Genomic DNA, 23,387 nt, shown 5'->3' with positions numbered 1-23,387 from the left:
TAATCAAAAAAGCATCATCCAACCAGTTGTCGGTATTGAACCGGCGACTGGTTGTTTAGTTTCGTTTGGATTCGGTTATTGTTATGATAATTTATATAGTTTTTGACAGTTTGTTCTACGATGGTTGTCGTAGTACTTTTCAAATTGTCTAAGTAGAATGTTTCAAACTTTAACACAGAATGAAACGATTCGATTGGGGCATTACAGCGGGCGTACCTTTACGGGACATGCTCATGGTAATGCCTTTTGCTTTTTACAGCTTGTTGATAGTCATAAGATGTATACACCGCGCCTTGGTCACTGTGCAACGTACACCCTTCGGGCAAATGATTGAGTTGGGCTAACGTATGCAGCACAAACAGTGTCTTGGCAGTCTCCAATCGAATAGGCAATCATTTCACCATTATATAAATCCTGAATACTTGAAAGATGCAACTGTTTCTGACCATAAGCTTGTCCTTTTCGTTTTCGTTTTTTCATTTTCAAGGAACATTGCCAACCATATTTTTGCATGATGCGTTGAAACTCTTGTTCCCTTAGAAAAAACATCTCCAAATTGAAGTTTAGGTATCTATACCCGATTTCAACCGAAGATGCTTTTTTATTTGTCTATACCGTTGGGGTCAATTCTAAAATATAACAATATATTTTTTAACATCTAACAAGAAAGCGTAGTATCTTGTTAAATGTTTTTATTGAGCTGATCTATAAGGCTAAAGAAACGAATATGGCGTTTGTCAACGGTAAATTGCAACGAAATGTAGTTGACCTGCAAAATGAAACAAAGCAAATCAAGGAAATACAGTAAGCATTTAATGCGGTGAAAGACTTCGTACACTACGAATCCTCTTGTCATTAAACAAATTTTTGTTTAAATAGCTGCGCTCTTACTAATTAGTAGGCTACACGTTGCGCTTCATAGGCAGCAATATGGTCTTCGTATTTAAAGGTTAGGGCAATTTCATCCCAGCCATTTAGTAACGTTTCTTTATAGTAAGAATCGATGTTAAATGTATAAACTTTGCCATCTTCACCTGTTACTGTTTGTGCTTCAAGATTTACTTCTACATGATAAGGTTTCTCTAAACCTTTTGCTAAAATTTCATCGCACTCTGCTTCCGTTAACTTGATAGGTAATATACCATTTTTGAAGCAGTTATTATGGAAAATATCCGCAAATGAAGGGGCAATGACGACGTTAAAGCCATAATCTAAAATTGCCCACGGTGCATGCTCACGTGAAGAGCCACAGCCAAAATTATCTTGCGCTACTAAAATTTTAGAGTTTTTAAATTCTGCTTTATTTAATACAAAGTCCTGTACTTCATTGCCTTGTGCATCAAAACGCCAATGATAAAATAAAAATTGACCAAAGCCTGTACGCTCAATGCGTTTTAAAAACTCTTTCGAAATGATTTGATCTGTATCGACATTTTTACGATCAAGTGGTGTTATCACACTATTTACGATATTAATTGGTTGCATTTTCAATCATCCTTTCCGTGTAAATGATGCGTTTACACAGTTTCCTTCACGAATTCTCGTACATCTACGAAGTGACCTGCAATCGCAGCAGCGGCTGCCATCGGAGGTGATACTAAATGCGTGCGAGCACCAGCACCTTGACGACCTTCGAAATTACGGTTTGAGGTTGATGCACAACGTTTACCAGCTGGGACCACATCATCATTCATCGCTAAGCACATCGAACAACCGGATTCACGCCATTCAAAACCTGCATCAATGAAAATTTTATCTAAACCTTCTGCTTCTGCTTGTTTTTTTGTAGAATGGGAACCTGGGACAACGATTGCTGTTACGTTTTCATGAACTTTACGTCCTTGAATAACATTTGCAGCAGCTCGTAAATCACTTAAGCGTGAGTTCGTACATGAGCCGATAAATACGTATTGGATATCGATTGAAGTTAATGGTTGCCCTTCTTCTAAGCCCATATAGGCAAGCGCTTTACGAAGTGCGGCTCTATCTGACTCATCCTGATAATCTGCTTGCGTAGGAACATTTTGTGATACACCAGAGCCCATTGAAGGATTTGTTCCCCATGTAATAATTGGCTCGATTTCCTCTGCTTTAATGATGCGGACTTCATCATATGTTGCGTCCTCATCTGATGCTAAACTTAGCCAATACGCTGTCGCTTCTTCAAATTTCTCACCTTGTGGTGCATATTTGCGGCCACGAATATAATCCACTGTTATTTGGTCAGGTGATACAAGACCAGCCTTTGCACCCGCTTCGATGGACATATTACAGATGGTCATGCGCTCTTCCATTGACAATTTGTGGATTGCCTCTCCAGTGAATTCCACAATATGTCCTGTACCAACGCCAATACCGAATTTCGAGATGATTGCTAAAATAATATCCTTAGCAGCAACACCAACAGGTAGCTCTCCTTCAACGCGGATTTCCATCGTTTTTGGCTTGTTTTGCCACAATGTTTGTGTAGACATTACGTGCTCTACTTCGGATGTACCGATACCAAATGCAATGGCACCAAATGCACCGTGCGTAGATGTATGAGAGTCACCACAAACAATTGTTTTGCCAGGCTGTGTTAATCCTAATTCTGGTCCAATAACGTGGACAATCCCTTGGTCAGGGTGACCCATGCCTGCCAGCTCAACACCGAATTCAGCAGCATTTTTCGCCAGTGTTTCAATTTGATTGCGTGCAATTGGATCATTGATTGTCGGTAGATTTTTCGTTGGCACGTTATGATCCATCGTCGCAAAGCTTAAATCAGGACGACGCACTTTCCGTCCATTTATGCGTAGACCTTCAAATGCTTGCGGAGAAGTTACTTCATGAATTAAATGAAGATCAATATATAACAGGTCCGGTTTGCCCTCTTCCTGATAAACAACATGTTTATCCCAAATCTTTTCAATTATATTTTTTCCCATTTTCTTCACCTATTTCTTAAATATATGTTGTCATAATACTTTCCGAAACAAAACTTGTATCAATTTCGTTAATGACTTTATCTGTCCATTCATTTGTAGATAGAGTGCGTCCTCCATCACGTGCAAGATCTGCTGTAAAGTACCCATCATCAAATACTGCACTTACTGCACGTTCGATTTCAGCCGCTTCTTCTGCTAGGCCAAATGAGTATTGTAACATCATCGCGACTGACAGAATCGTTGCTGCTGGATTAGCCACACCTTGCCCTGCAATTTCTGGTGCTGAACCGTGTACTGGTTCGTAAAGTCCAAAATTATCACCGCGGATGGATGCGGATGGTAGTACGCCTAGAGAACCTGTAATAACCGATGCTTCATCACTTAAAATATCACCAAACATGTTTTCTGTTACAACGACATCATAATGAGCAGGATTTGTAATTAATTTCATCGCTACAGAGTCTACTAAGTTGTGTTCCACCTGAACATCTGGATAATCTTTTTTCTTCGCTTCTACAACTTCGCGCCATAAACGGCTAGTTTCAAGTACGTTTGCCTTATCGACTGAACATAATTTGCCTCCACGTAAACGTGCTAATTCAAAGGCATTTTCAACGATACGCTCTACTTCAGCTGTTGAGTAAACGGTTGTATCAATCGCGCCATTTTCAGTACGCATACGTGGTTCCCCGAAGTATACGCCGCCTGTAAGTTCACGCACGATCATTAAATCGACGTTTTCGGCTACTTCACGTTTTAAAGGTGAAGCCTCTAGTAAACTCGGGAACGCCTTTACTGGACGTAAATTTGCAAATAAGTCAAAGTGCTTGCGGATACGAAGTAAGCCTTTTTCTGGACGTAATTCTGGTGGGTTATTGTCCCATTTTGGCCCCCCTACTGCGCCTAGTAAAATCGCATCACTGCTCTCACACATTTCAATTGTTTCATCGGGTAGTGGATTGTTGTGTTGATCGATGGCAGCGCCTCCGATTGTTCCATATCCTAAATGGAATGTATGGTTGAAACGTTTGCCGATAACTTGAAGTACACGTATAGCTGACGCAACCACCTCTGGCCCAATTCCATCGCCAGGAAGTACTGTAATTTTTTTCTCCATCGTAAAAACACCTTTCTTTGTCTAGCGTACGGTTACGCTATTTTAGTAAAGACTCTCACCTGCTTTGCTAGGTGAGAGTCAAATCAAGTTAAACGAGTTCACCTTGTGCTCGAAGACTTACCTGAATTAAATGTCGGTTAATCGCATTTAAATAAGCTTTCGCGGATGCTTCTAATACATCCTGTGAAGAGTTTCGTCCTGTTGTTGATACACCATCGTATCGGATATTAATAACAGCCTCTCCAAGTGCATCACGCCCTTTGCCGACAGACTTCACTCGGTAATCAATGACATTGATAGCACCAGGCACAAGCTGTTCTAACGTATTAAATATTGCTTCCACTGAGCCTGAGCCTGTAGCCACAACATTTTTCACATTGCCTTCTGGCGTCACGACCGTCGCGGTAGCAGTTGGAATATTTTCTGTACCATATTGCACTTGTACCATTTTAAGCTCAAACAAAGGCACATCTTCGATTTGTATTTGCTGCTCTGTTAGAAGCGTTAATAAATCTTCTTCCGTAATTTCTTTTTTACGGTCTGCTAGTTTTTTAAATTCAGCAAAAGCTTTGTTTAGCTTTTCATCTGACAGTGTAAAGCCCATTGTTTCTGCACGATCACGGAAAGCAGCGCGTCCTGAATGTTTGCCAAGAACAAGCGGTACTTCTCCTTCGCCAATCAGTGCAGGTGATATAATTTCATATGTTTCAGGATTTTTTAACACGCCATCTTGGTGAATGCCAGACTCATGTGCAAATGCATTTTTACCGACAATAGCTTTATTCGGTTGAATAACGACATTCGTTAGTTTACTAACTAATTGCGATGTGCGCTTAATTTCCTGTAAGTTGATGCCTGTTTCAACAGGATAGATATCTTTACGGATATGGAGGGCTACCGCGATTTCCTCTAGTGCAACATTCCCTGCACGCTCCCCGATACCGTTAATTGTTCCTTCAACTTGTGACGCACCATTTTCAATAGCCGCAATGGTGTTAGCCGTAGCCATTCCTAAATCATCATGGCAGTGTGCTGAGAATTTCACTTTTTCAGCACCTTTGACGTTTTCTAGTAAAAATTTGAATAATGCGCCATATTCTTGCGGAGAAGCATAGCCCACTGTATCCGGCACGTTAATCGTCGTCGCGCCAGCAGCAATAACATCATTCATAATACGTACTAAAAATTCGCGATCTGAGCGGAAAGCATCTTCGGCAGACCATTGCACAAGTGGGAAGTATTTTTTCGCATATTTCACTGCTTCAATGGCTTGCTCTACCACTTGATCAGGTGATTTTTTTAACTTGTATTCCATATGGATTGGAGATGTTGCTAAAAAAATATGAATATGCGGTTGTTCTGCTACTTGTATCGCTTCCCAAGTTGTATCAATATCTTTTTGCACGCAACGCGCTAGCCCTGTAACGATTGAATTTTTCACAGTACCTGCAATACGCTGGACCGCATCAAAATCGCCGGGAGATGAAGCAGGAAAACCTGCTTCAATAATTGTTACACCTAGACGTTCAAGTTGCTTGGCAATCTCAATTTTCTCTGCTGTATTTAAGTTAATACCGGCAGATTGTTCACCATCGCGAAGTGTTGTATCGAAAATATCAATTTTTCGCACTTGTAGCCACTTCTCTCACAACTTTTTCCTTACCTTCATTGATGAATGGCATCATTGCGCGTAATTTTGCACCAACTTCTTCGATTTGGTGGTTTGCACCAGCTTCTTTGAATTTTGTATAGTCTGGACGACCATTTTCGTTTTCTTGAATCCAACGACGAGCAAATGTGCCATCTTGGATATCTGTTAATACGTCTTTCATGCGGGCTTTAACTGAATCGTCGATGATGCGTGGACCTGCAACATAATCACCCCACTCAGCTGTATCTGAAACGGAGTAACGCATTGTCGCCATACCACCTTCAAACATTAAATCTACGATTAATTTTAATTCGTGTAATGTCTCAAAGTAAGCAAGCTCTGGTTGGTAGCCCGCTTCTACTAATGTTTCAAATCCAGCTTTTACTAATTGAGTTGCCCCACCGCAAAGTACGGCTTGCTCACCGAATAGATCCGTTTCAGTTTCTTCTTTGAATGACGTTTCTAGTAAACCGCCACGAGCAGCGCCAATACCTTTACCGTAAGCAAGTGCTAAATCTTTTGCTTGACCTGTTGCATCTTGGTGGATAGCAAATAGTCCTGGTACACCAGCACCTTGTTGGAATTGACGACGCACTAGATGCCCTGGTCCTTTTGGTGCTACTAAAAATACGTCAACATCTGCAGGTGGCGTAATTTGACCAAAGTGAATATTGAAACCATGTGCAAACATCAGTGCTTTACCAGCTTCTAAATAAGGAGCAATTTCAGCTTCATACACTGCTTTTTGACGCTCATCTGGTAGTAAGATTTGGATTACATCTGCTTCTTGCGCTGCTTCCGCAACTGTTTTAACGTCTAAGCCATCAGCTTTAGCTGCATCGAAAGATCCACCTGGACGAACACCTACTACTACATCGAACCCTGATTCTTTAAGGTTTAATGCATGTGCATGACCTTGTGAGCCGTAACCGATAATTGCGATTTTTTTTCCTTTTAATACGTCCTCGTTGATGTTTTGTTCATAGTACATTGTAGCCATTGTTTGTTTCCTCCTAATATTGGGTTTGTTTTTTTAACTTATGAGCATTTGCAGCTTTACAGTGCGCAGATCACAAGCTTCGATTTTATATGCAAACTATTTTAAAATAGAGAGCTGCGTATTGATGATTTTTTGTGTTTCACGAACAGATGCCGTTGCACCAGTGCGCGTTAATTCTTTAATACCATATGGGCGAATAAGCTCAATAAAGGCATCAATTTTTTCTGGATTTCCTACCACTTGATATGTCACAACGTTTTTCGCTGTATCAATAATTTGTGGACGGAATGGCTCAACAATGGAGTTCATTTCCAGACGTAAATTTGGTGGTGAAATAACCTTCACAAGCGCTAGCTCACGAAGCACGATGGATTTATCTGTAATGTCATTGACCTTTAACACATCAATTTGCTTCGATAATTGCTTCACCAGTTGTTCAATTTTGCGCTCATCTTCTACATTCACAACAAATGTCATTTTTGAGAAGTTTGGCTGTTCAGTATGACCAACTGTAATCGATTCGATATTGAATTGACGCTTCATAAGTAAACCTGTTATACGGTTTAATACACCACTTTGATTAATCACTGTTACTGTAATTACTCGTTTCAATTCTTTTTCACCCCAATCATTTCATGTAACCCTTTACCTGGTGCAACCATTGGGTATACACATTCAAGCTGTTTTACACGGCAGTCGATTAACGCTGGCTCGTCAGAAAGAAGTGCCTCACGGAAAATACTTTCCGCTTCGTCAATTGTGTTAATTCGATAGCCTTTAATGCCGTAAGCATCCGCTAATTTAACAAAATCTGGCTGGATCGGCATAAGTGATGATGAATAACGCTCTTCATAGAATGTTTGTTGCCATTGGCGTACCATCCCTAAACAACTGTTATTTAAAATCACAATTTTTACTGGTAAGTTGAATTCTTTTAATAATGAAAGCTCTTGTGCAGTCATTTGGAAGCCTGCATCGCCTACAATCGAAACAACTTTTTTGTCTGGCTTCGCAAACTGGGCCCCTATTGCAGCTGGGAAGCCGAAGCCCATCGTACCAAGTCCACCAGACGTTACCCAACCATGATCATTGTTTAAGCGGTAATATTGCGCAGCCCACATTTGATGCTGCCCTACATCCGTCGTCACAATGGCATCACCTTCAGTAATTTTATGCACAAGTTCTAGTGCTTCCTGCGGTAACACCTCTGTGTCTCCATCTTCTTTTGAATACCACAGCGGATATTCATTTGCATGATTGTTTAAAAATTCAAGCCATTGTTTCGTATCCGGACCTTCAAAGTCTTTTTTCAGTAGAGATTTTAATGCCTCTTTTGCATCCGCTACGATTGGAATATCGGTTGGTACGTTTTTACCGATTTCAGCTGGATCAATGTCTATATGAACGATTGTTGCATTTGGTGCAAACGTTGCTAAATTCCCTGTTAAACGGTCATCAAATCGAGCGCCAATATTTAATAATAAATCCGACTTAGTAATTGCCATATTTGCTGTTACTGTTCCATGCATTCCGGCCATTCCAATGAATAATTCGTGATCGCCATGAATGGAGCCAAGACCTAATAAGGTATTTGTTACAGGAATTTGATACTTCTCAGCGAAAGTTGTTAATTCTTCACGAGCATCGGCAAATAGTACACCTGCCCCTGCTAGAATTACTGGATTTTTGGCTAGCGAAATAGCTTGAATAGCCTTTTGAATTTGCAAATAGTTCGGCTTGTATGTCGGCTGATAGCCTGGTAAATAAATTTCTTCTGGTTCTTGTGGTGGATTATTTACATCAAACAGCATTTGAGAGACATTTTTAGGGAAATCAACCACAACTGGTCCTTTACGACCTGTATTCGCAATATGGAACGCTTCTTTCACTATGCGAGGGATATCATTGACATCTTGCACTTGGTAGTTGTGCTTTGTAATAGGTGTTGTAATCCCCATAATATCTGCCTCTTGGAACGCATCTGTTCCAATAACTGTTGTCGCTACTTGACCAGTAAAGACAACTAATGGTATGGAATCAATCATCGCATCGGCAATACCTGTTACTAAGTTCGTTGCACCTGGACCACTTGTTGCGATGACAACACCCGGTTTATTCGATACACGTGCATAGCCTTCAGCTGCGTGAATGGCACCTTGCTCGTGACGTGTTAAAATATGACGAATTGGGTTTTTGTACATTGCATCATATATTTGAAGTACTGCTCCACCTGGATAGCCAAAAATAATATCTACATTTTGATCATGCAGCGCTTGGACTAAAACGTCTGCACCATCTTTCGCTTGAAAAGTTTGTTCTACTTCTTCTGTCGCCAATTGTTCTTTTTCATTAATTGAAACATTCGCACTCATCAAAATATGCCTCCTTCTTGTCTTTCGATTCACAACAGCATACGACTATCTCATCTAGTTAATGAACACTTTAGTGATGTAACGCTGAAAAGGTTCAACTATTTATGCTGAAAACGGAATATTTAATGCTTAATAAATAATAAAAAGCCTTTTTCTCCGAACGCAAAGAACTACCTTGCGTAGGGATGAAAAAGACTTTTCATGGTACCACCCTTGTTTATAGCAATCATATTGCTACCTCGCGAATAAATGAAAGCATTTATGGACCAATGCAAGTAAACTTACATCCAATACGGTGTCATAAATCATTTATTCATTAATAACGAGCACTTCGATTATGCCCGGAACTATCTAATGGCGATCACGCGTTTAATAGTTCACTCCGAGGGGATGTCGGATCTAGTTGTATCGCCGGCTTCCAGCACGACCGGCTCTCTGGTAGATACAAGGCTCTAGAACCTTTAACCTCATCAACGTTTTAACCTATTGATTTTTAACTAGTTTTTAAGACTAAATTTTCATCACGCCACCTGTTGAGGCGCTTGTCACTAATTTTGAATATCTTGCTAACCAACCACGTTTGATTTTCGGTTCAAACACCGGCAGTTTCGCGCGACGTTCTGCTAATACTTCGTCTGAAACTTCTAAATGGATTGTACGATTCGGTAAATCAATCGAAATGATGTCACCATTTTCAACTAAGGCGATTGGACCGCCTTCTGCTGCTTCTGGCGATATATGTCCGATTGAAATACCGCGAGATGCACCGGAGAATCGACCATCCGTAATCAACGCTACTTTAGTACCGAGACCACGACCTTGAATGGCCGATGTAGGTGCTAACATTTCTGGCATCCCTGGGCCACCTTTTGGTCCTTCATAACGAATGACGACTACATGGCCTTCCTTAACTGTACCGTTATCAATGTTTTCTTGCGCTGCTTCTTGTGATTCAAAGACAATTGCCTCACCAGTAAATACTTTAATCGAAGGATCGACAGCACCTACTTTAATGACAGAGCCATCTGGTGCGATGTTGCCAAATAGCACCGATAAACCTCCGACTGGGCTATAAGGATTGTCTTTTGTACGAATAACTTGATCATTTGTAATGTGATAATCTTTGACGAGCTCGCCCATTGTTACACCTGCAACAGTTGGACGATTTGGATGAATGGCACCTGGAATAGATGCTAATTCATTAATGATGGCACTGACACCACCTGCTTTATTGATATCATCCATTGAAATATCAGAAGCAGGCATAATTTTTGCTAAATATGGCACACGCTCTGCAACTTTATTAATATCTTCAATGTTATAGTCGATTTCAGCTTCATTTGCGATTGCTAATGTGTGAAGCACCGTATTCGTGGAGCCGCCCATTGCCATATCGAGTGCAAATGCATCATCAATTGCTTCTTTTGTAATGATGTCACGTGGCTTAACGTCTTCTTTAATCATGCGCACTAATTGTTTAGCGGCTTCTTTAATCAACTTATGTCGGTCTTCAGACGTAGCAACGATTGTACCGTTGCCTGGAAGTGCTACACCTAGCATTTCCATTAAGCAGTTCATGGAGTTCGCTGTGAACATCCCTGAACATGATCCACATGTTGGACATGCATTATTTTCAATATCTAACAGCTCTTCAGCTGACATATTACCTGATTTGTGAGCCCCAACACCTTCAAATACTGAAGTTAATGAAAGCTGTTTTCCTGTAGCAGATGTACCTGCCTCCATTGGACCACCAGATACAAAAATTGATGGTACGTTCGTACGAACTGCTGCCATTAACATTCCTGGTGTGATTTTGTCACAGTTTGGAATGTAAAATACGCCATCAAACCAGTGTGCATTAATAACTGTTTCTGCTGAATCTGCTATAATTTCACGGCTTGGTAAAGAATAACGCATACCAATATGGCCCATTGCAATACCATCATCCACACCAATCGTATTAAATTCGAATGGAATGCCTCCCGCTTCAATTATGGCTTCTTTCACTACATCAGCAAATGTACGTAAATGAACGTGACCTGGAATAATGTCGATATAAGAGTTACAAACCCCAATAAATGGTTTCCCTAAATCTTTTGCTTTTACTTTGCCTGTTGCATATAAAAGACTACGATGTGGCGCACGATCTACGCCTACTTTAATCATGTCACTTCTCATTTTAAACGCCCCTCATTTATTGCTATGTTCGTCGCTATATACAAAATGTTCTGTCTATTTTGTTTTTACCTAGCTGATTGCCTTTGTGGCAACTAATTGTAGGAACGAACGTATTAAATTGTTGTTATCATAGTACGAATAACTAGGCTAAGTCAACAGTATTTTTTGAATTGTTTAAACAATTCAAAAAATCAATGAAATTTGAAATCGTTTACATGCTGATTAAGCATCGGTTTTATCTCGGTTTGATAAATATTTTGACATTTCGTTCAAATTTAAATTTTTTCATTATAAACTCTATTTGGGTGATTATTTATCACAAATGCTTTCATCTTTCCCAATACACTTATTTAAACATTATAAAATTCAGTTATTGTTAAATTCTAAATTTTACAATATGAATAATTGCTCTAAGTAACGTGTGAAAAATACTTTGTCAGGATCATATTGTGCACGAACTGTTAAAAACTTATCTATATTTGGATATAATGTGTGTACTTGCTGTGCAGTTAAATGGCTTTGTTTTCCCCAATGTGGTCGACCATGATATTTTTGCATTAGATTGTGCACCCATTTAAAATAAGGCTCTTCCGACATTCCTTTATACATATGAAAAGCAATAAAGGCGGATTCTTGTCCTTGTGTAGGACTTATATAACCGACCTCACCTGCTGTTGTACGGCATTCCAATGGAAAATGCACATGCAAATGCCCTTTTTGAAACGTTGCATGAATTTCTTCCATGCATGCCTCAAATTGTGGTAATGATATGGCATACTCACTTTCTTGGAATTTGATACTTCTAGGAGATGGATAGATTTCATAGCTAATGCCAATCTTCTCCGCCTCCACAACATTGGCAGCAGCTAATTTACTCATTGCACTACTTAAAGCTGGTTTCCATTTACATAGCTCCGAAATCGCAAAAAATGCACCATTTTCTACTATTTGAAGTTTTATATTTTCTACATACTTGCGCCATTCACTTTGATACACTGGGGCCATCGCATTCATACGTTTAATTTGAATTGTCTCACTACCAGGAAAGTAGAACCATTCAACATGTCGATGCTGTCGAATATCTTGTGCAAATGTGGCTAGTCCGTTTGTTAATGTGTCCCTTGTGCCAATATAATGTAAACTATAGAGCGGCAACACTTTTAGCGTCACTTTTACAAATACGCCGAGCATGCCAAGTGAGACATGAAGCGCCTCGGATAAATCGTCAGTCCCTCGAATATGCTCATGGTAAGTTCCATTTCCATCAACAAAACACCAGCGTGTCACAGCAGACGACAACGAACCTAAAGTCACCCCTGTTCCATGTGTACCAGTTGATACTGCTCCGGCAATGGTCTGTTCTTGAATATCGCCCATATTCATTAAGCCAAACCCATGCTTTGCAAGCTGTGGTCCGATCTCATATAAATAAGTTCCTGCCCACAGTGTAGCTTCTTGGTTTTCGGCATCTATCGAAATAAGCCCGCGCATATTATGTAATGACAGTGCAATATGCTCCGGCATGGCAACAGCACTAAATGAATGAGCTGCACCTGTTACACGAATGGTTTTTTTCCTATCACGCGCATGCTTCACTACATTTACAACTTCTTCTATAGAACGAGGTAAGTGCATCTCACTTGGATACGCTATTATATTGCCAGCCCAGTTCGTCCATTTTTCCCCATTTTTCCACTTCTCTACAGAAAACATTGACCATCCCCCCTGTACGTCGCAAAGCTACCTACATATTCGTCTTGCCTTATGCCATGAAGTGTTTGAAATCTTTCGCAAAGCTCTCCGGCCTTTGCATGGCGAAAATAGATGGTATCCCCAATTATGAGTGTTTTGCCTTTTACCTTAATCGGTGTTTGCACTTCTCCGGCTCCTTCTAAACGAAGAAAGGAAAAATAGTTCGGCTCGTAAAATGCCGGGTATCGATCATTCGCCATTGCTCCAGACGCTGGATAACCACCACCATGACAGACAACAATATTAGGCGCAGGTTTCCGCGTCACACGGAGTGCAAAGCCTGCTGCTTTTGACAGTTGCAAATGGGCAAATTGATCAAAAAGGGCTGGTGCATAAAATGCTGAACCAACTGTCATTTCTGTCACTTCTTTCTGCTCCGCAGTATAGGTCATACTGCCTGTACCTCCACCATTAACAAAGCGTAATCGAGGAAAATAAGCTTTTACATGCGCAATAGCTAATCTACGAAATTGGGTTACTTGCTTTTTGGCTTGTGTTTGCATGAAATCTATTAGCCTACCTTTTATAGCATTAGCAGGTCGATTTCCAACACCAGCTAATTGCGCCTCATATCCCATAACGCCTACAACTTCTATATGGGACTGCTGTTTTATATAAGTTAAAAAAGGCGTGATAGACTCCAGCGAGTCAAGAGATGAGCGCTTTGTACCAAAATAAAGTACTTTAAAATCAGTAGATAAATTAATATCGATACAGATGGATACCTTTACATCAAGCTCCGCTCCTATTTTTTCTAAAAACGCAACTTGCTCACATCTATCCACCATAAATGTGACGGTTCTTCCCTCTTTTACATAGTGCAATAGTTGACGTACAGCCATGTCTTCCATAACAGGATAACCAAGCAGTACATCATCGAAATTTCTTTGGAGTAAAAAGATGGATTCTGCCGCGGTAAATGTCATAAATCCTGTTATATTCGAAAGATGTTGTTGTAGATATTGCAACACCTCCACCGAGCGTATTGATTTTGTTGCTATACGAATTTTTTTTTGCCCACAAGCTTGTTGCACCGTTGCAATATTATCATCAAGTGCATCAAGGTCTAACCAAGCAAATGGGCGCTCTATGCCATGGAAAGCCTGTTGAAATCTCGTTGTCATTTATTCCCCCCTCGTATGATTTATATTGGTCAAGTACTAGAAAAATACGCGGAAATGCTTGTCTACTTCACAATAGGCAACAAAAAACAACCGTGTATTACGACGAAATTGCCTTCACGGTTGTTTTAGTATAGGTCAAGCATTGTACTCACCTTTCTATTAGATTTTTAAGAGATTAGGATGCCAATAAAAACTCAGCAGCTAAATTTAACATTACCACCAAATGTAGCGCAGCAATAAAGAATCCTTGGCGATCTAAACGTTTCATAACAGTCATATTCATAAACTATCCCCTCTCCTTTTTTCACATTATACGCTCACCTTGTTCAATTTTCAAACTATTCTTAATATTAAAATATAACTAATTTTCTGACAGCCAAAACCAAATATGGCATGATAAAGAGTGAAATCATGCCTAAAGGAGTGGACGAAATTGAAAAAAGCATTACTGGTAATTGATTATACAAATGATTTTGTAGCAACAGATGGTAAATTAACGTGTGGGGAACCAGGACAATTACTCGATACGCCTATTGCAAATTTAATTGAACAATTTATTGTAGAAAAAAATGTCGTCGTCTTCGCTAATGATTTACATGAAGAAAACGATCCATTTCACCCTGAAACAAAGCTTTTTCCGCCTCACAATATTCGCGGAACATCGGGTCGCAATCTTTACGGTCATGTTGGTGAAGTCTATAACTTGTATAAGGACAACGTGATTTGGCTCGACAAAACACGTTATAGTGCCTTTGCAGGAACAAATTTAGCCATTTTATTAAAAGAACGGAACATCGAGGAAGTTCATTTAGTTGGTGTTTGTACAGATATTTGTATTTTGCATACAGCTGTGGATGCTTATAATTTGGGCATTTCTACTGTTATTTATGCACATGCAGTAGCAAGTTTTGATGCAGCTGGACATGATTGGGCTTTGCGTCATTTTGAACATACTTTAGGTGCCACAGTAGTGAAATAAACAGATGAAGTCATTGTAAAAATAAAAAGGTCGGTCATGTAGGTTTAATTATCTCCAAAAAGGATATAACTAAGTAATGCCATTATATCTTAACTTTGAGGAGATGAATCATTATGATCAGTTTCATTTGGTATTTAATCATCGGAGGAATTTTAGGTTGGTTAGCTGGCGTCATTTTAGGAAAAGATGTTCCTGGAGGCATTATTGGTAATATTATTGCCGGGATTGTCGGTTCTTGGATAGGTAGTATGGTTTTAGGTAACTGGGGTTGGAAAGTCAGCGATTTTTATGTATTTCCAGCGTTAATAGGTGCAATTGTGCTTATCTTCATTGTAAGCATTATTCTTAAAAGTATGCGTAAAGCTACGTAATTATGTACAAAAAGAGCCATCGTTTAGATGGCTCTTTTATTATTTTGCATTAAGAAGGACGGCTGTTTTTAATTCATCGTGGTAATCATTATACAAATTATAGTAATGTAAGACATTTTTAACGTATTCTTCGCTATGATTATAATTGAAAACGGCTCGTTTTACGTCACCTTTTGCCGCGCCATACTTTGATAAATAATTGGCCGCACTAAATACAGCATCTTCGATATCATAGGGATCCGCTACACCATCTCCATTGGCATCGACACCGTAGCCTCCATATTTTTTAATGGTTTCGGGATTCATCAGCTCTGCCTTTGTAATATTGCCCTTACCTAATCCCTCACAAGTTGGATGTTTCCATCCTACAAAAGTACAAGGCATAAATTGCAGATGTCCGACTGCCCCTGCTGGCGAAACAAGTGATTTCATGGAAGAAAATCGTGTTTCAATACGATGATGGGCAGCTAACAATGTCCAAGGCACGCCATATTTCTCCTCGGCAGCAACATACACCGGAATATATTGTTCTGGAATGTTCATGTCGAAATGCTGCTGTATTTCTTCAATCGCCTTTTGTTGTGCAAGTTTTTCGAAAATAGGGAATGTTTGTAGCTCCTTCCAAGCAAAAAAAGCAAGTACATATACAGTAATGGCTACAGGGATTAATAGTGCTATCATCCCCATCTTCATGCTTGGAGATAGCAATGGTTTCTTTTGTTTTTTTTTCGCCATATGTCACACCTAATCATTCTTTGTCTACTTCTATATTACCAAATTTACCGTTTTATGTTGTAGATTTTTTCTTTCTTTTTCCTATGTTTATAGTTGATTATAATTAGGGTAATATAGTAGAATACAATTCGATTGTTTTTTTGGATAATTATAGGGAGGATATATTATATGTGGAAAGACTTTAAGGAATTTGCTATGAAAGGCAATATAATTGATTTAGCGATTGCCGTTGTAATTGGTGGGGCTTTCGGGAAAATCGTTACCTCCTTAGTAGAGAATATTATTATGCCATTAGTCGGTGTGTTAACAGGCGGCATTGATTTAACTGAAAGCTTTATGTTTGGTTCTGGTACAGCTCAAGTAAAGTTAGGTATATTTTTACAATCAATTATTGATTTTTTAATTATCGCCTTTGCTATTTTCTTAGCATTACGTCTTATGACGAAATTTACTAGAAAAAAAGAGGAAGCGGTTGTAGAGGAACCGACACCTGTGCTAGATGCAAAAGAAGAACTGTTAAAAGAAATTCGAGATTTATTAAAAAAACAACAAGCATAATGGACAAGGCATTATGTGCCACAAAGGCTATAGATATTTTCGTGCTACGCGAAAACGAATCTATAGCTTTTTTATTTGTGCCTCTTTCAAGCCTCTTTTCATTGTCAAACATCAATCCCCTACTATTCCTACATGATTTATTTTCAATAATCTATGTAATTTTCTGAAATCATCTTGTCCTTCTGTACTTTCCATGTTAAATTAAGTAACAATTATAGAGAAAATTGAAGATACTAATTGAATTATTCTATTAAGGAATAGAGTCCCCCTAGTGTGGACTCTTTCTAAATTAACGATGAAGAAAAGAGTGACGACATGACAAACAATAGACGTATTGAAACAAAACTTGTACAGCTTGGCAATTTGAGTGACCCTAGAACTGGCGCTGTTAGCCCGCCCATTCATTTATCAACGGCCTATAAACATACAGGGATCGGTGAATCGACAGGATTTGACTACGCTCGTACAAAAAACCCAACGCGTGCCATTTTAGAAGCAGGTATTGCAGATTTAGAAGGTGGCGACGCTGGCTTTGCCTGTAGTTCCGGTATGGCTGCAATCCAACTTGTAATGTCTCTATTTAAACCAGGAGATGAACTCATCGTACCAGATGATTTATATGGTGGTACATATCGTCTTTTTAACTTTTTTAAAGAAACATACAATATTAAACCAATCTATTCTAAATTTGAATCGCTTGAGCAAGTAGAGGCGTTAATCAATGACAATACACGTGCCCTCTTTATCGAAACACCAACAAACCCACTTATGCAGGAATTTGATCTCAAAGTGTATGCTGAGCTTGCCCATCAACATGGTGCATTGCTAATCGTAGATAATACTTTTTATACACCCTACTTCCAACGACCAATTGAACTAGGTGCCGATATTGTACTGCATTCTGCAACAAAGTATATTGGCGGACATAATGACGTATTAGCCGGTTTAGTTGTCTCAAAAGGTGCTGAGCTATCCGAACGTCTCGGCTTTATTCATAATGGTAGTGGAATGGTACTAGGAGCAATGGATTCTTGGTTATTGATTCGTGGCTTAAAAACGTTACATCTTCGCTTAAAACAACATGATGCCAATGCCAAAGCGATTGCTGCTTATTTAGAGGAAGAAGAACTTGTCACAGACGTATTATATACGGGCAAAGGTGGTATGTTGTCATTCCGACTACAAAAGCCAGAATGGATTGACCCATTTCTTCGTAACTTAAAGTTAATTATTTTTGCAGAGAGTCTTGGTGGCGTTGAAAGCTTTATCACGTACCCTGCTACACAAACACATGCCGATATGCCTTACGAGGAACGTGTAGCACGCGGCGTTTGCGATCGTTTACTACGCTTTTCTGTCGGCATTGAAGAGGCTGAAGATTTAATTGCAGATTTAAAACAAGTGTTTGATACGCTGAGAAAAGAGGCATAGAAAATGAAACAACATATTGAAACAGCGCTTATCCACGCAGGTGTGCGTGATGGCTACGAAAATAAAAAAGGTGCGGTTAATGTACCACTATATGTTTCTTCAACATTTCACCAAGAAAGCATCGATGAATTCGGTGAATACGATTATGCACGTTCTGGTAACCCAACACGTGATGCGTTAGAGAAAGCCGTTGCCGAGCTTGAAGGTGGCGTTCGTGCACATGCCTTCTCCTCTGGTATTGCAGCGGTTTCCGCAGCCTTAATGTTATTATCACAAGGTGATCACATTGTCATTACAGAGGACGTTTATGGTGGAACATACCGCTTTGTGTCAAAAGTATTACCTCGATTCGGTATTACGCATACGTTCGTGGATTTTACTGATATAGCAGCGGTTGAAGCAGCCATTACACCTGCTACAAAGCTTCTCTACATGGAGACACCATCGAATCCTACATTAGGGATTACAGATATCCGTGCAATAGTCGCACTAGCTAAACAACATCAATGTCTAACGTTTTTAGATAATACATTTATGACACCTTTACACCAACGACCTCTAGACTTAGGTGTAGACGTTGTCATTCATAGTGCAACGAAGTTTTTATCTGGTCACTCAGATATTATTGCAGGACTCACTGTAACAGCAGATGAACAACTCGGAAATGACCTGTATTTCATCCAAAATTCTTTTGGTAATATTTTAGGTGTACAAGATTCCTTCACACTACTACAAAATATGAAAACAACCGATGTACGTTTTAGCCGTTCTGCTGCATCAGCACAAAAGATTGCACAGTTTTTAGAAGCAAATTCCCTTGTTGAGCAAGTGTATTACCCAGGTCTTGCCTCACATCCTGGCTATGCCATTCATCAAAGCCAATGTACAAGTGCAGGCGCTGTCTTGTCGTTCCGCCTACCTCATTATGCAGCAGCGAAAGCATTAGTAGAAGCGATGAAGATTCCCGTATTTGCTGTTTCTCTTGGTGGTGTGGAATCTATTCTTTCCTACCCAGCAAAAATGAGCCATGCAGCAATGGAACCCGAAGAACGGATCAAACGTGGCATTACGGATGGATTATTACGATTCTCAGTCGGTTTGGAGCATGTGGATGATTTAATTGCAGACTTTGCCCAAGCATTAGAAATCGCCGCTAAAGCGTAAAAATAGAAACTTGCGTGACTGGCACCATAACCCACTTCGAATTTCTGGCGAGCACAGTGTAAGCCGCCGAAATCTAAGTGGGTTTTTATTTTGCCTAAAAATTCAGAATTGTTTGGGTGACTGGCACTAGACAATACGATATAAATAATCGCCATGTCCTTTTGCGAGCTCAACGTCATGTTCCTTTTCAATCCAATAAAACGTAAACTGTAAGTTGCCCTCGTTTAAGCCTGTTGGATTGTGTTGCCAAGTATGTTGGGACTCATTTGAAGTTAAATGGAAAAAATAGCGTTTTTGCAATGCTCCTGAATAATGCTCGGCATAATCCTGTGCGATAAGGCCTTGTACTTCTAAATTTGTTAAACCCGTTTCCTCCACCATCTCTCGTATAACTGCTTCAAGTGGCGTCTCTCCGTCTTCAATTGTACCTTTTGGAATTTGAATGCCTGCTCCCTCTGTATTTTGCTCAAATACAAGGACCTGAATCCGATCGTCATAGTTTCGGGTAATATAACCAAATGCTTTTTCTAAAACTTGCATAAAAACATCCCCCCTTTTGTCGTTATGTTATATGATACAATATATAGAAATTATTGAAATTGTAGGTGATATATATTGACACTTATTATACGACAAATGAATGAAGATGACATCTCTTCTGTCCAAGAAATTGCACAAACATCTTGGACTGCAACCTATGAAAAGGAATCATACCAAAGCATATTCAAGAAGATTTCTTTAAGCCGCCTATAGTGACAAACGGTTAACATGCCATCTTCAAACAAGCCCTTTTTTAGTGGCAACAGTTGGTGAATCTCTTATTGGCTTTGCTAATTTTTCACATGTTAATGAAGAGGGACAAGCCGAGTTATTCGCTATTTACCTCCTTCCAACCGCTCAACATAAAGGCATCGGTTCAGCTCTACTGGAAAACGGTATTCAAAGATTACAAGGAGCAACTTCGCTTACTGTATGCGTTGAGAAAGACAATAGAATTGGTAGACAATTCTACAGCGCAAAGGGCTTTCAACAAGTTGACGAATTTGATGAGTTATTTGAAGGGCATATGTTAAAAACAATACGTTTGATTCTACCATTAGCAAAAAAATAACGGTGTCACTGTCTCCGTCTTGTTATGAAATATTCTAATGTTGCCCTCTATTTATATAGGCAAGTCAATTTGCTTAGATTGAATAACGAGGGCTGTTAACCCTTTGTCACTGCCGGACTCATGGATTTGTCCCACTTGCCAAAAAACACTATCCCCCTGTTTTATGACTAATTTCTCTCGATTCTCACCACAGACCCATCCCTCTCCTTCAATAACTATAAATAGCTGTGGAACAGGTGCTTCATGCAGACCTACCAGTCCACCCGCTTCTATGTATATAAACCCTATATTTGTTGGCTCCACTGTTGTCATGATTTTTGTGTAAAATGAATGCAACGAGTTGTAATTGTGAATGGCATTAGCGCCGTCCTTTGTAAACTTATAAATTTTCATAAAACAACCTCTTTCTAATTAACAGAATGAAATATACATTAAACCAATTTGTACATTAATACATCATCAACATATAGATTGTCAGCGATTTTGATTTCATGTATCTTTCTACCTTCTTCGATAAAACCCATTTTTCGATAAAGGGCAATAGCACTGATATTGCTGGACAATACGCCTAAACAAACTTTCTCAATTATTGGATTGGCAGCTGCCCATGTCAGTAGTTCTTCAATTAAACGTTTCCCAATTCCTTGCCCTCGTTGGTCTTTTCGAACCATCAGTCCAAAGCTACCTGTATGGGCTAGACGTTTTCGTTCTGGCGATTGAAATGCTAGCCAGCCAACTATCGTCTTATTGCATTCGGCAATAAGGATTATGTCACGATCAATTTTCAGCATTTGTTGTGCATCTGCAAAACATGCGACGCGAATGTTTATTTGCTTGCTCATTCTAGTTCCTCCCTTCTCACTTCCTTTATTTTACTACACATCCAATACTTATATAGTACATAACCTTAAATAAAAAAAGCCCAGAAAAATTTCTGGGCTTGATGACACTTATTACTTCTAGCATGATTAAAACTGTCGGGCTTTCGCTTCACTTCTCAAGATACGGTTATGGAGAGTAATCTCCGTTTCACCATTTACTTGAGATTTTGAACGCTTAATCCTTGTCCAGTTACGGTGGATTTTTTGAGATTTCGGGTCTAATTGTTCCGGCCTACTCATTTGACATCCTCCTCATCATTATAGACTTTATAAGTGAATCCATGTTAGTATGACCGTTCGATTAAAAGACTACACCTCTTTTTTTGAAATCGCGAAAAAATCTTTTTGTTTGTTATTTAATTACGCGTAGCAACGTTATTTTCTTCATTATAAATCCCTAACATATTGCGTCCGCTCTCCTTTGCAATATAAAGAGCTTGATCTGCCTTATCAATTAACTCATAAAAGGTTGAGATATCAGCCTCATTTGCATATTCAGCTATGCCGACACTCACTGTCATATGAATAAACTGTTCACCTATATGAAAAGGATGTTGTTCAACATTTTTTCTTATACGCTCTGCTATTTTCACAGCACTCTCTAACGAAGTCGAAGGACACAAAATAACAAATTCCTCACCACCGTATCTTGTTGTAATATCCTTTCTTCTGACAGATTCCTTTATAATCGTTGCAACATGCTTTAATACCTCATCACCAATTAAATGGCCGTAATGGTCATTAACTTTTTTGAAAAAATCGATGTCAATCGCAATACAGGAACAATGATTGTCTTCATTTTTACATTCCTGAAATACATGCTCTCCTTGCTCGATTAAATATCGACGGTTATATAGTTTTGTTAGTTGACAAGTAACCGATAATTCCTTTAGCAAAATTGTATCTTCTTTCACTTTTGTACTCATCTCATTAAAAGAAGAACAAAGCTCCTGAAACTCTTTCGCATAAGGCGCTAGCTGTTTTTCATTGATTTTATAATCATAGTTACCTTGCTCGACTTTGGCAACGCCTTCGAGTAGCTGTTGGATTGGTTCCTCTATTTTTTTCGTTATAAGTAACATTACTTTAATAGTGAAAAATGTACCTAATAAGATACATACAGCTAGCAACCCTAATCTTTTAAAGAGTGGTGTATACGTTTCCATCAGATTGACTTCAGAAATAATGTACCATTTCCCTTGATTAATTGGCTTACTTTTAGCCAAAACCCATTGTCCATTAGCATCCTGATAGGTATTTAATGGGGACTTTAAAGCATTCGTTTGAGCAATCATAAAAATTCGTTTATCAATCATTTCATTTTTAAAAATGATATTTTGACGATTTGCTTCTTTATTTTTCTTATTGGAATCGAATTCCGTTAGTAAGGTTCCGTCTCGATTGACAATATAAGCATGCCCTTGAAAACCGACTCTTGATTCGTTTAAAAGCTGATCGATTGTATTAAAATTCACTGTGCCGAACACAACACCATTAAATTGTTGTTGCTCATCAAAAATCGGAGAGGCAAAAGCGATAATTGGCTGTTTTGTGACTTTGCTAATCAATACATCTGTTATGTATTGCTGTTTCGTTTTCTTCGCAATTTGAAAATACGCACGATTACTCACATCAATCCCAACTCCATTTTGTTGATATTCGGTTACAGTATCAAACTGTACTATCCCCTCTTTGTTCACAAAAACTAAATCAGTAAAAACGGATTGCTTTTTAAAATCTTGAAAATAATCTTGTGATTCTTCATGCTGATAGCCTTTCACAAAATCTAAATTCGTCATAGTATGTATATCTTTTGAGCGCTCCATTAACCAGCTTTCAAAAAAATAAGTTTGGGCGTCTAAGTAATTGGTCATTTCTACTTTTTGTTGGTTAATCGTTTGCTGATATTCAATAAAAATTGTAGGAATAAAAATACATAAACTAATGATAAAAATAATCACTATATGGCCTCTTCGAAGCTGATTTTTTATCGTATTTTGGCACAAAACTTTCTTAACAGTTTTCAAAGCCTT

23 protein-coding genes and 1 pseudogene are annotated in these 23,387 nt (G+C 39.0%); 7 read left to right on the top strand and 17 right to left on the bottom strand.

The genetic code is table 11. The annotated features are described in order from the left end of the window. Positions 1-14 precede the first annotated feature (14 nt). The 11 genes and pseudogenes from C9J37_RS04335 to C9J37_RS04285 all read right to left on the bottom strand — a co-directional run. Positions 15-579: pseudogene (locus tag C9J37_RS04335) on the bottom strand (IS3 family transposase); the annotation flags it as partial. Between the two features lie 315 nt (positions 580-894). After that, positions 895-1,485 carry a 3-isopropylmalate dehydratase small subunit gene (leuD, locus tag C9J37_RS04330; protein ID WP_024361062.1) on the bottom strand — a complete coding sequence of 197 codons (591 nt, stop codon included), beginning with the start codon at positions 1,483-1,485 and terminating at the stop codon, positions 895-897. Between the two features lie 32 nt (positions 1,486-1,517). Further along, entirely contained in the window at positions 1,518-2,927 is a 1,410-nt protein-coding gene (leuC, locus tag C9J37_RS04325; RefSeq protein ID WP_107894395.1) for a 3-isopropylmalate dehydratase large subunit, read from the bottom strand. 16 nt (positions 2,928-2,943) lie between these two features. Continuing rightward, positions 2,944-4,044, bottom strand: a complete 1,101-nt coding sequence (gene leuB / locus C9J37_RS04320; protein ID WP_024361064.1) for a 3-isopropylmalate dehydrogenase — start codon at positions 4,042-4,044, stop codon at positions 2,944-2,946. Positions 4,045-4,132: 88 nt separating this feature from the next. Next, the gene (locus C9J37_RS04315) at positions 4,133-5,674 is read right to left on the bottom strand and encodes a 2-isopropylmalate synthase (protein ID WP_107894394.1); all 1,542 of its coding nucleotides are present in this window, start codon (positions 5,672-5,674) and stop codon (positions 4,133-4,135) included. Further along, positions 5,661-6,695, bottom strand: coding sequence for a ketol-acid reductoisomerase (gene ilvC, locus C9J37_RS04310; protein WP_024361066.1), 1,035 nt, complete (start codon positions 6,693-6,695; stop codon positions 5,661-5,663). The genes C9J37_RS04315 and ilvC overlap by 14 nt, the downstream gene beginning before the upstream one ends. 96 nt (positions 6,696-6,791) lie before the next feature. Continuing rightward, complete coding sequence (gene ilvN, locus C9J37_RS04305) at positions 6,792-7,307, bottom strand: acetolactate synthase small subunit (RefSeq protein WP_107894393.1); 516 nt, start codon at positions 7,305-7,307, stop codon at positions 6,792-6,794. Further along, on the bottom strand, positions 7,304-9,067 hold the full coding sequence (ilvB, locus tag C9J37_RS04300; RefSeq protein WP_107894392.1) for a biosynthetic-type acetolactate synthase large subunit: 1,764 nt from the start codon (positions 9,065-9,067) through the stop codon (positions 7,304-7,306). Before ilvB ends, ilvN begins: the two co-directional genes overlap by 4 nt. 510 nt (positions 9,068-9,577) lie before the next feature. Beyond that, positions 9,578-11,248, bottom strand: coding sequence for a dihydroxy-acid dehydratase (gene ilvD, locus C9J37_RS04295; RefSeq protein ID WP_107894391.1), 1,671 nt, complete (start codon positions 11,246-11,248; stop codon positions 9,578-9,580). Positions 11,249-11,638: 390 nt separating this feature from the next. Continuing rightward, on the bottom strand, positions 11,639-12,961 hold the full coding sequence (locus tag C9J37_RS04290; RefSeq protein WP_107894390.1) for an FAD-linked oxidoreductase, L-gulonolactone oxidase family: 1,323 nt from the start codon (positions 12,959-12,961) through the stop codon (positions 11,639-11,641). After that, complete coding sequence (locus tag C9J37_RS04285) at positions 12,949-14,124, bottom strand: amino acid deaminase/aldolase (RefSeq protein WP_107894389.1); 1,176 nt, start codon at positions 14,122-14,124, stop codon at positions 12,949-12,951. The genes C9J37_RS04290 and C9J37_RS04285 overlap by 13 nt, the downstream gene beginning before the upstream one ends. A 433-nt stretch (positions 14,125-14,557) precedes the next feature. Between C9J37_RS04285 and C9J37_RS04280 the strand changes: the two genes are divergently transcribed. Further along, complete coding sequence (locus tag C9J37_RS04280) at positions 14,558-15,103, top strand: cysteine hydrolase family protein (RefSeq protein ID WP_107894388.1); 546 nt, start codon at positions 14,558-14,560, stop codon at positions 15,101-15,103. Between the two features lie 113 nt (positions 15,104-15,216). Beyond that, the gene (locus C9J37_RS04275; RefSeq protein ID WP_024361073.1) at positions 15,217-15,474 is read left to right on the top strand and encodes a GlsB/YeaQ/YmgE family stress response membrane protein; all 258 of its coding nucleotides are present in this window, start codon (positions 15,217-15,219) and stop codon (positions 15,472-15,474) included. Positions 15,475-15,513: 39 nt separating this feature from the next. Here the strand turns inward: C9J37_RS04275 and C9J37_RS04270 are convergent, their stop codons facing one another. Then, entirely contained in the window at positions 15,514-16,209 is a 696-nt protein-coding gene (locus tag C9J37_RS04270) for a lytic transglycosylase domain-containing protein (RefSeq protein ID WP_107894387.1), read from the bottom strand. A 168-nt stretch (positions 16,210-16,377) separates the two neighbouring features. Between C9J37_RS04270 and mscL the strand changes: the two genes are divergently transcribed. The 3 genes from mscL to C9J37_RS04255 all read left to right on the top strand — a co-directional run bounded on the left by mscL (position 16,378) and on the right by C9J37_RS04255 (position 19,362). Next, positions 16,378-16,767: a large conductance mechanosensitive channel protein MscL gene (mscL, locus tag C9J37_RS04265; protein ID WP_107894386.1), complete on the top strand. Its 390-nt coding sequence runs from the start codon at positions 16,378-16,380 to the stop codon at positions 16,765-16,767. Between the two features lie 315 nt (positions 16,768-17,082). Then, positions 17,083-18,198, top strand: a complete 1,116-nt coding sequence (locus C9J37_RS04260; RefSeq protein WP_107894385.1) for a methionine biosynthesis PLP-dependent protein — start codon at positions 17,083-17,085, stop codon at positions 18,196-18,198. A gap of 3 nt (positions 18,199-18,201) precedes the next feature. Next, entirely contained in the window at positions 18,202-19,362 is a 1,161-nt protein-coding gene (locus C9J37_RS04255; RefSeq protein WP_107894384.1) for an aminotransferase class I/II-fold pyridoxal phosphate-dependent enzyme, read from the top strand. A gap of 126 nt (positions 19,363-19,488) precedes the next feature. Here C9J37_RS04255 and C9J37_RS04250 read toward each other — a convergent pair whose 3' ends face one another. Continuing rightward, the gene (locus tag C9J37_RS04250; protein ID WP_024361078.1) at positions 19,489-19,902 is read right to left on the bottom strand and encodes an NUDIX hydrolase; all 414 of its coding nucleotides are present in this window, start codon (positions 19,900-19,902) and stop codon (positions 19,489-19,491) included. A 75-nt stretch (positions 19,903-19,977) separates the two neighbouring features. On the opposite strand from C9J37_RS04250, the gene C9J37_RS29530 reads away from it, so the two are divergent. Both C9J37_RS29530 and C9J37_RS29525 read left to right on the top strand, forming a co-directional pair. After that, positions 19,978-20,115, top strand: coding sequence for a hypothetical protein (locus C9J37_RS29530; protein ID WP_327440774.1), 138 nt, complete (start codon positions 19,978-19,980; stop codon positions 20,113-20,115). A gap of 43 nt (positions 20,116-20,158) precedes the next feature. Further along, complete coding sequence (locus C9J37_RS29525; protein WP_327440773.1) at positions 20,159-20,473, top strand: GNAT family N-acetyltransferase; 315 nt, start codon at positions 20,159-20,161, stop codon at positions 20,471-20,473. A gap of 51 nt (positions 20,474-20,524) precedes the next feature. On the opposite strand, the gene C9J37_RS04240 is transcribed toward C9J37_RS29525, so the two are convergent. From C9J37_RS04240 to C9J37_RS04225, 4 genes are all read right to left on the bottom strand, one after another. Then, positions 20,525-20,866: a cupin domain-containing protein gene (locus tag C9J37_RS04240; RefSeq protein WP_107894383.1), complete on the bottom strand. Its 342-nt coding sequence runs from the start codon at positions 20,864-20,866 to the stop codon at positions 20,525-20,527. Between the two features lie 38 nt (positions 20,867-20,904). Next, entirely contained in the window at positions 20,905-21,315 is a 411-nt protein-coding gene (locus tag C9J37_RS04235; protein WP_107894382.1) for a GNAT family N-acetyltransferase, read from the bottom strand. 126 nt (positions 21,316-21,441) lie between these two features. Further along, positions 21,442-21,594, bottom strand: coding sequence for a YpzG family protein (locus C9J37_RS04230; protein WP_069513162.1), 153 nt, complete (start codon positions 21,592-21,594; stop codon positions 21,442-21,444). 116 nt (positions 21,595-21,710) lie between these two features. Further along, positions 21,711-23,315 carry a sensor domain-containing diguanylate cyclase gene (locus tag C9J37_RS04225; protein WP_167397253.1) on the bottom strand — a complete coding sequence of 535 codons (1,605 nt, stop codon included), beginning with the start codon at positions 23,313-23,315 and terminating at the stop codon, positions 21,711-21,713. Between the last annotated feature and the right edge of the window lie 72 nt (positions 23,316-23,387).

It is taken from the genome of Lysinibacillus mangiferihumi (assembly GCF_003049665.1).
In the GTDB taxonomy this organism is placed as follows: Bacteria; Bacillota; Bacilli; order Bacillales_A; family Planococcaceae; genus Lysinibacillus; species Lysinibacillus mangiferihumi.
Note: the sequence above shows the minus strand (reverse complement) of the source record. Positions and strands in the feature narration are given on the sequence as shown.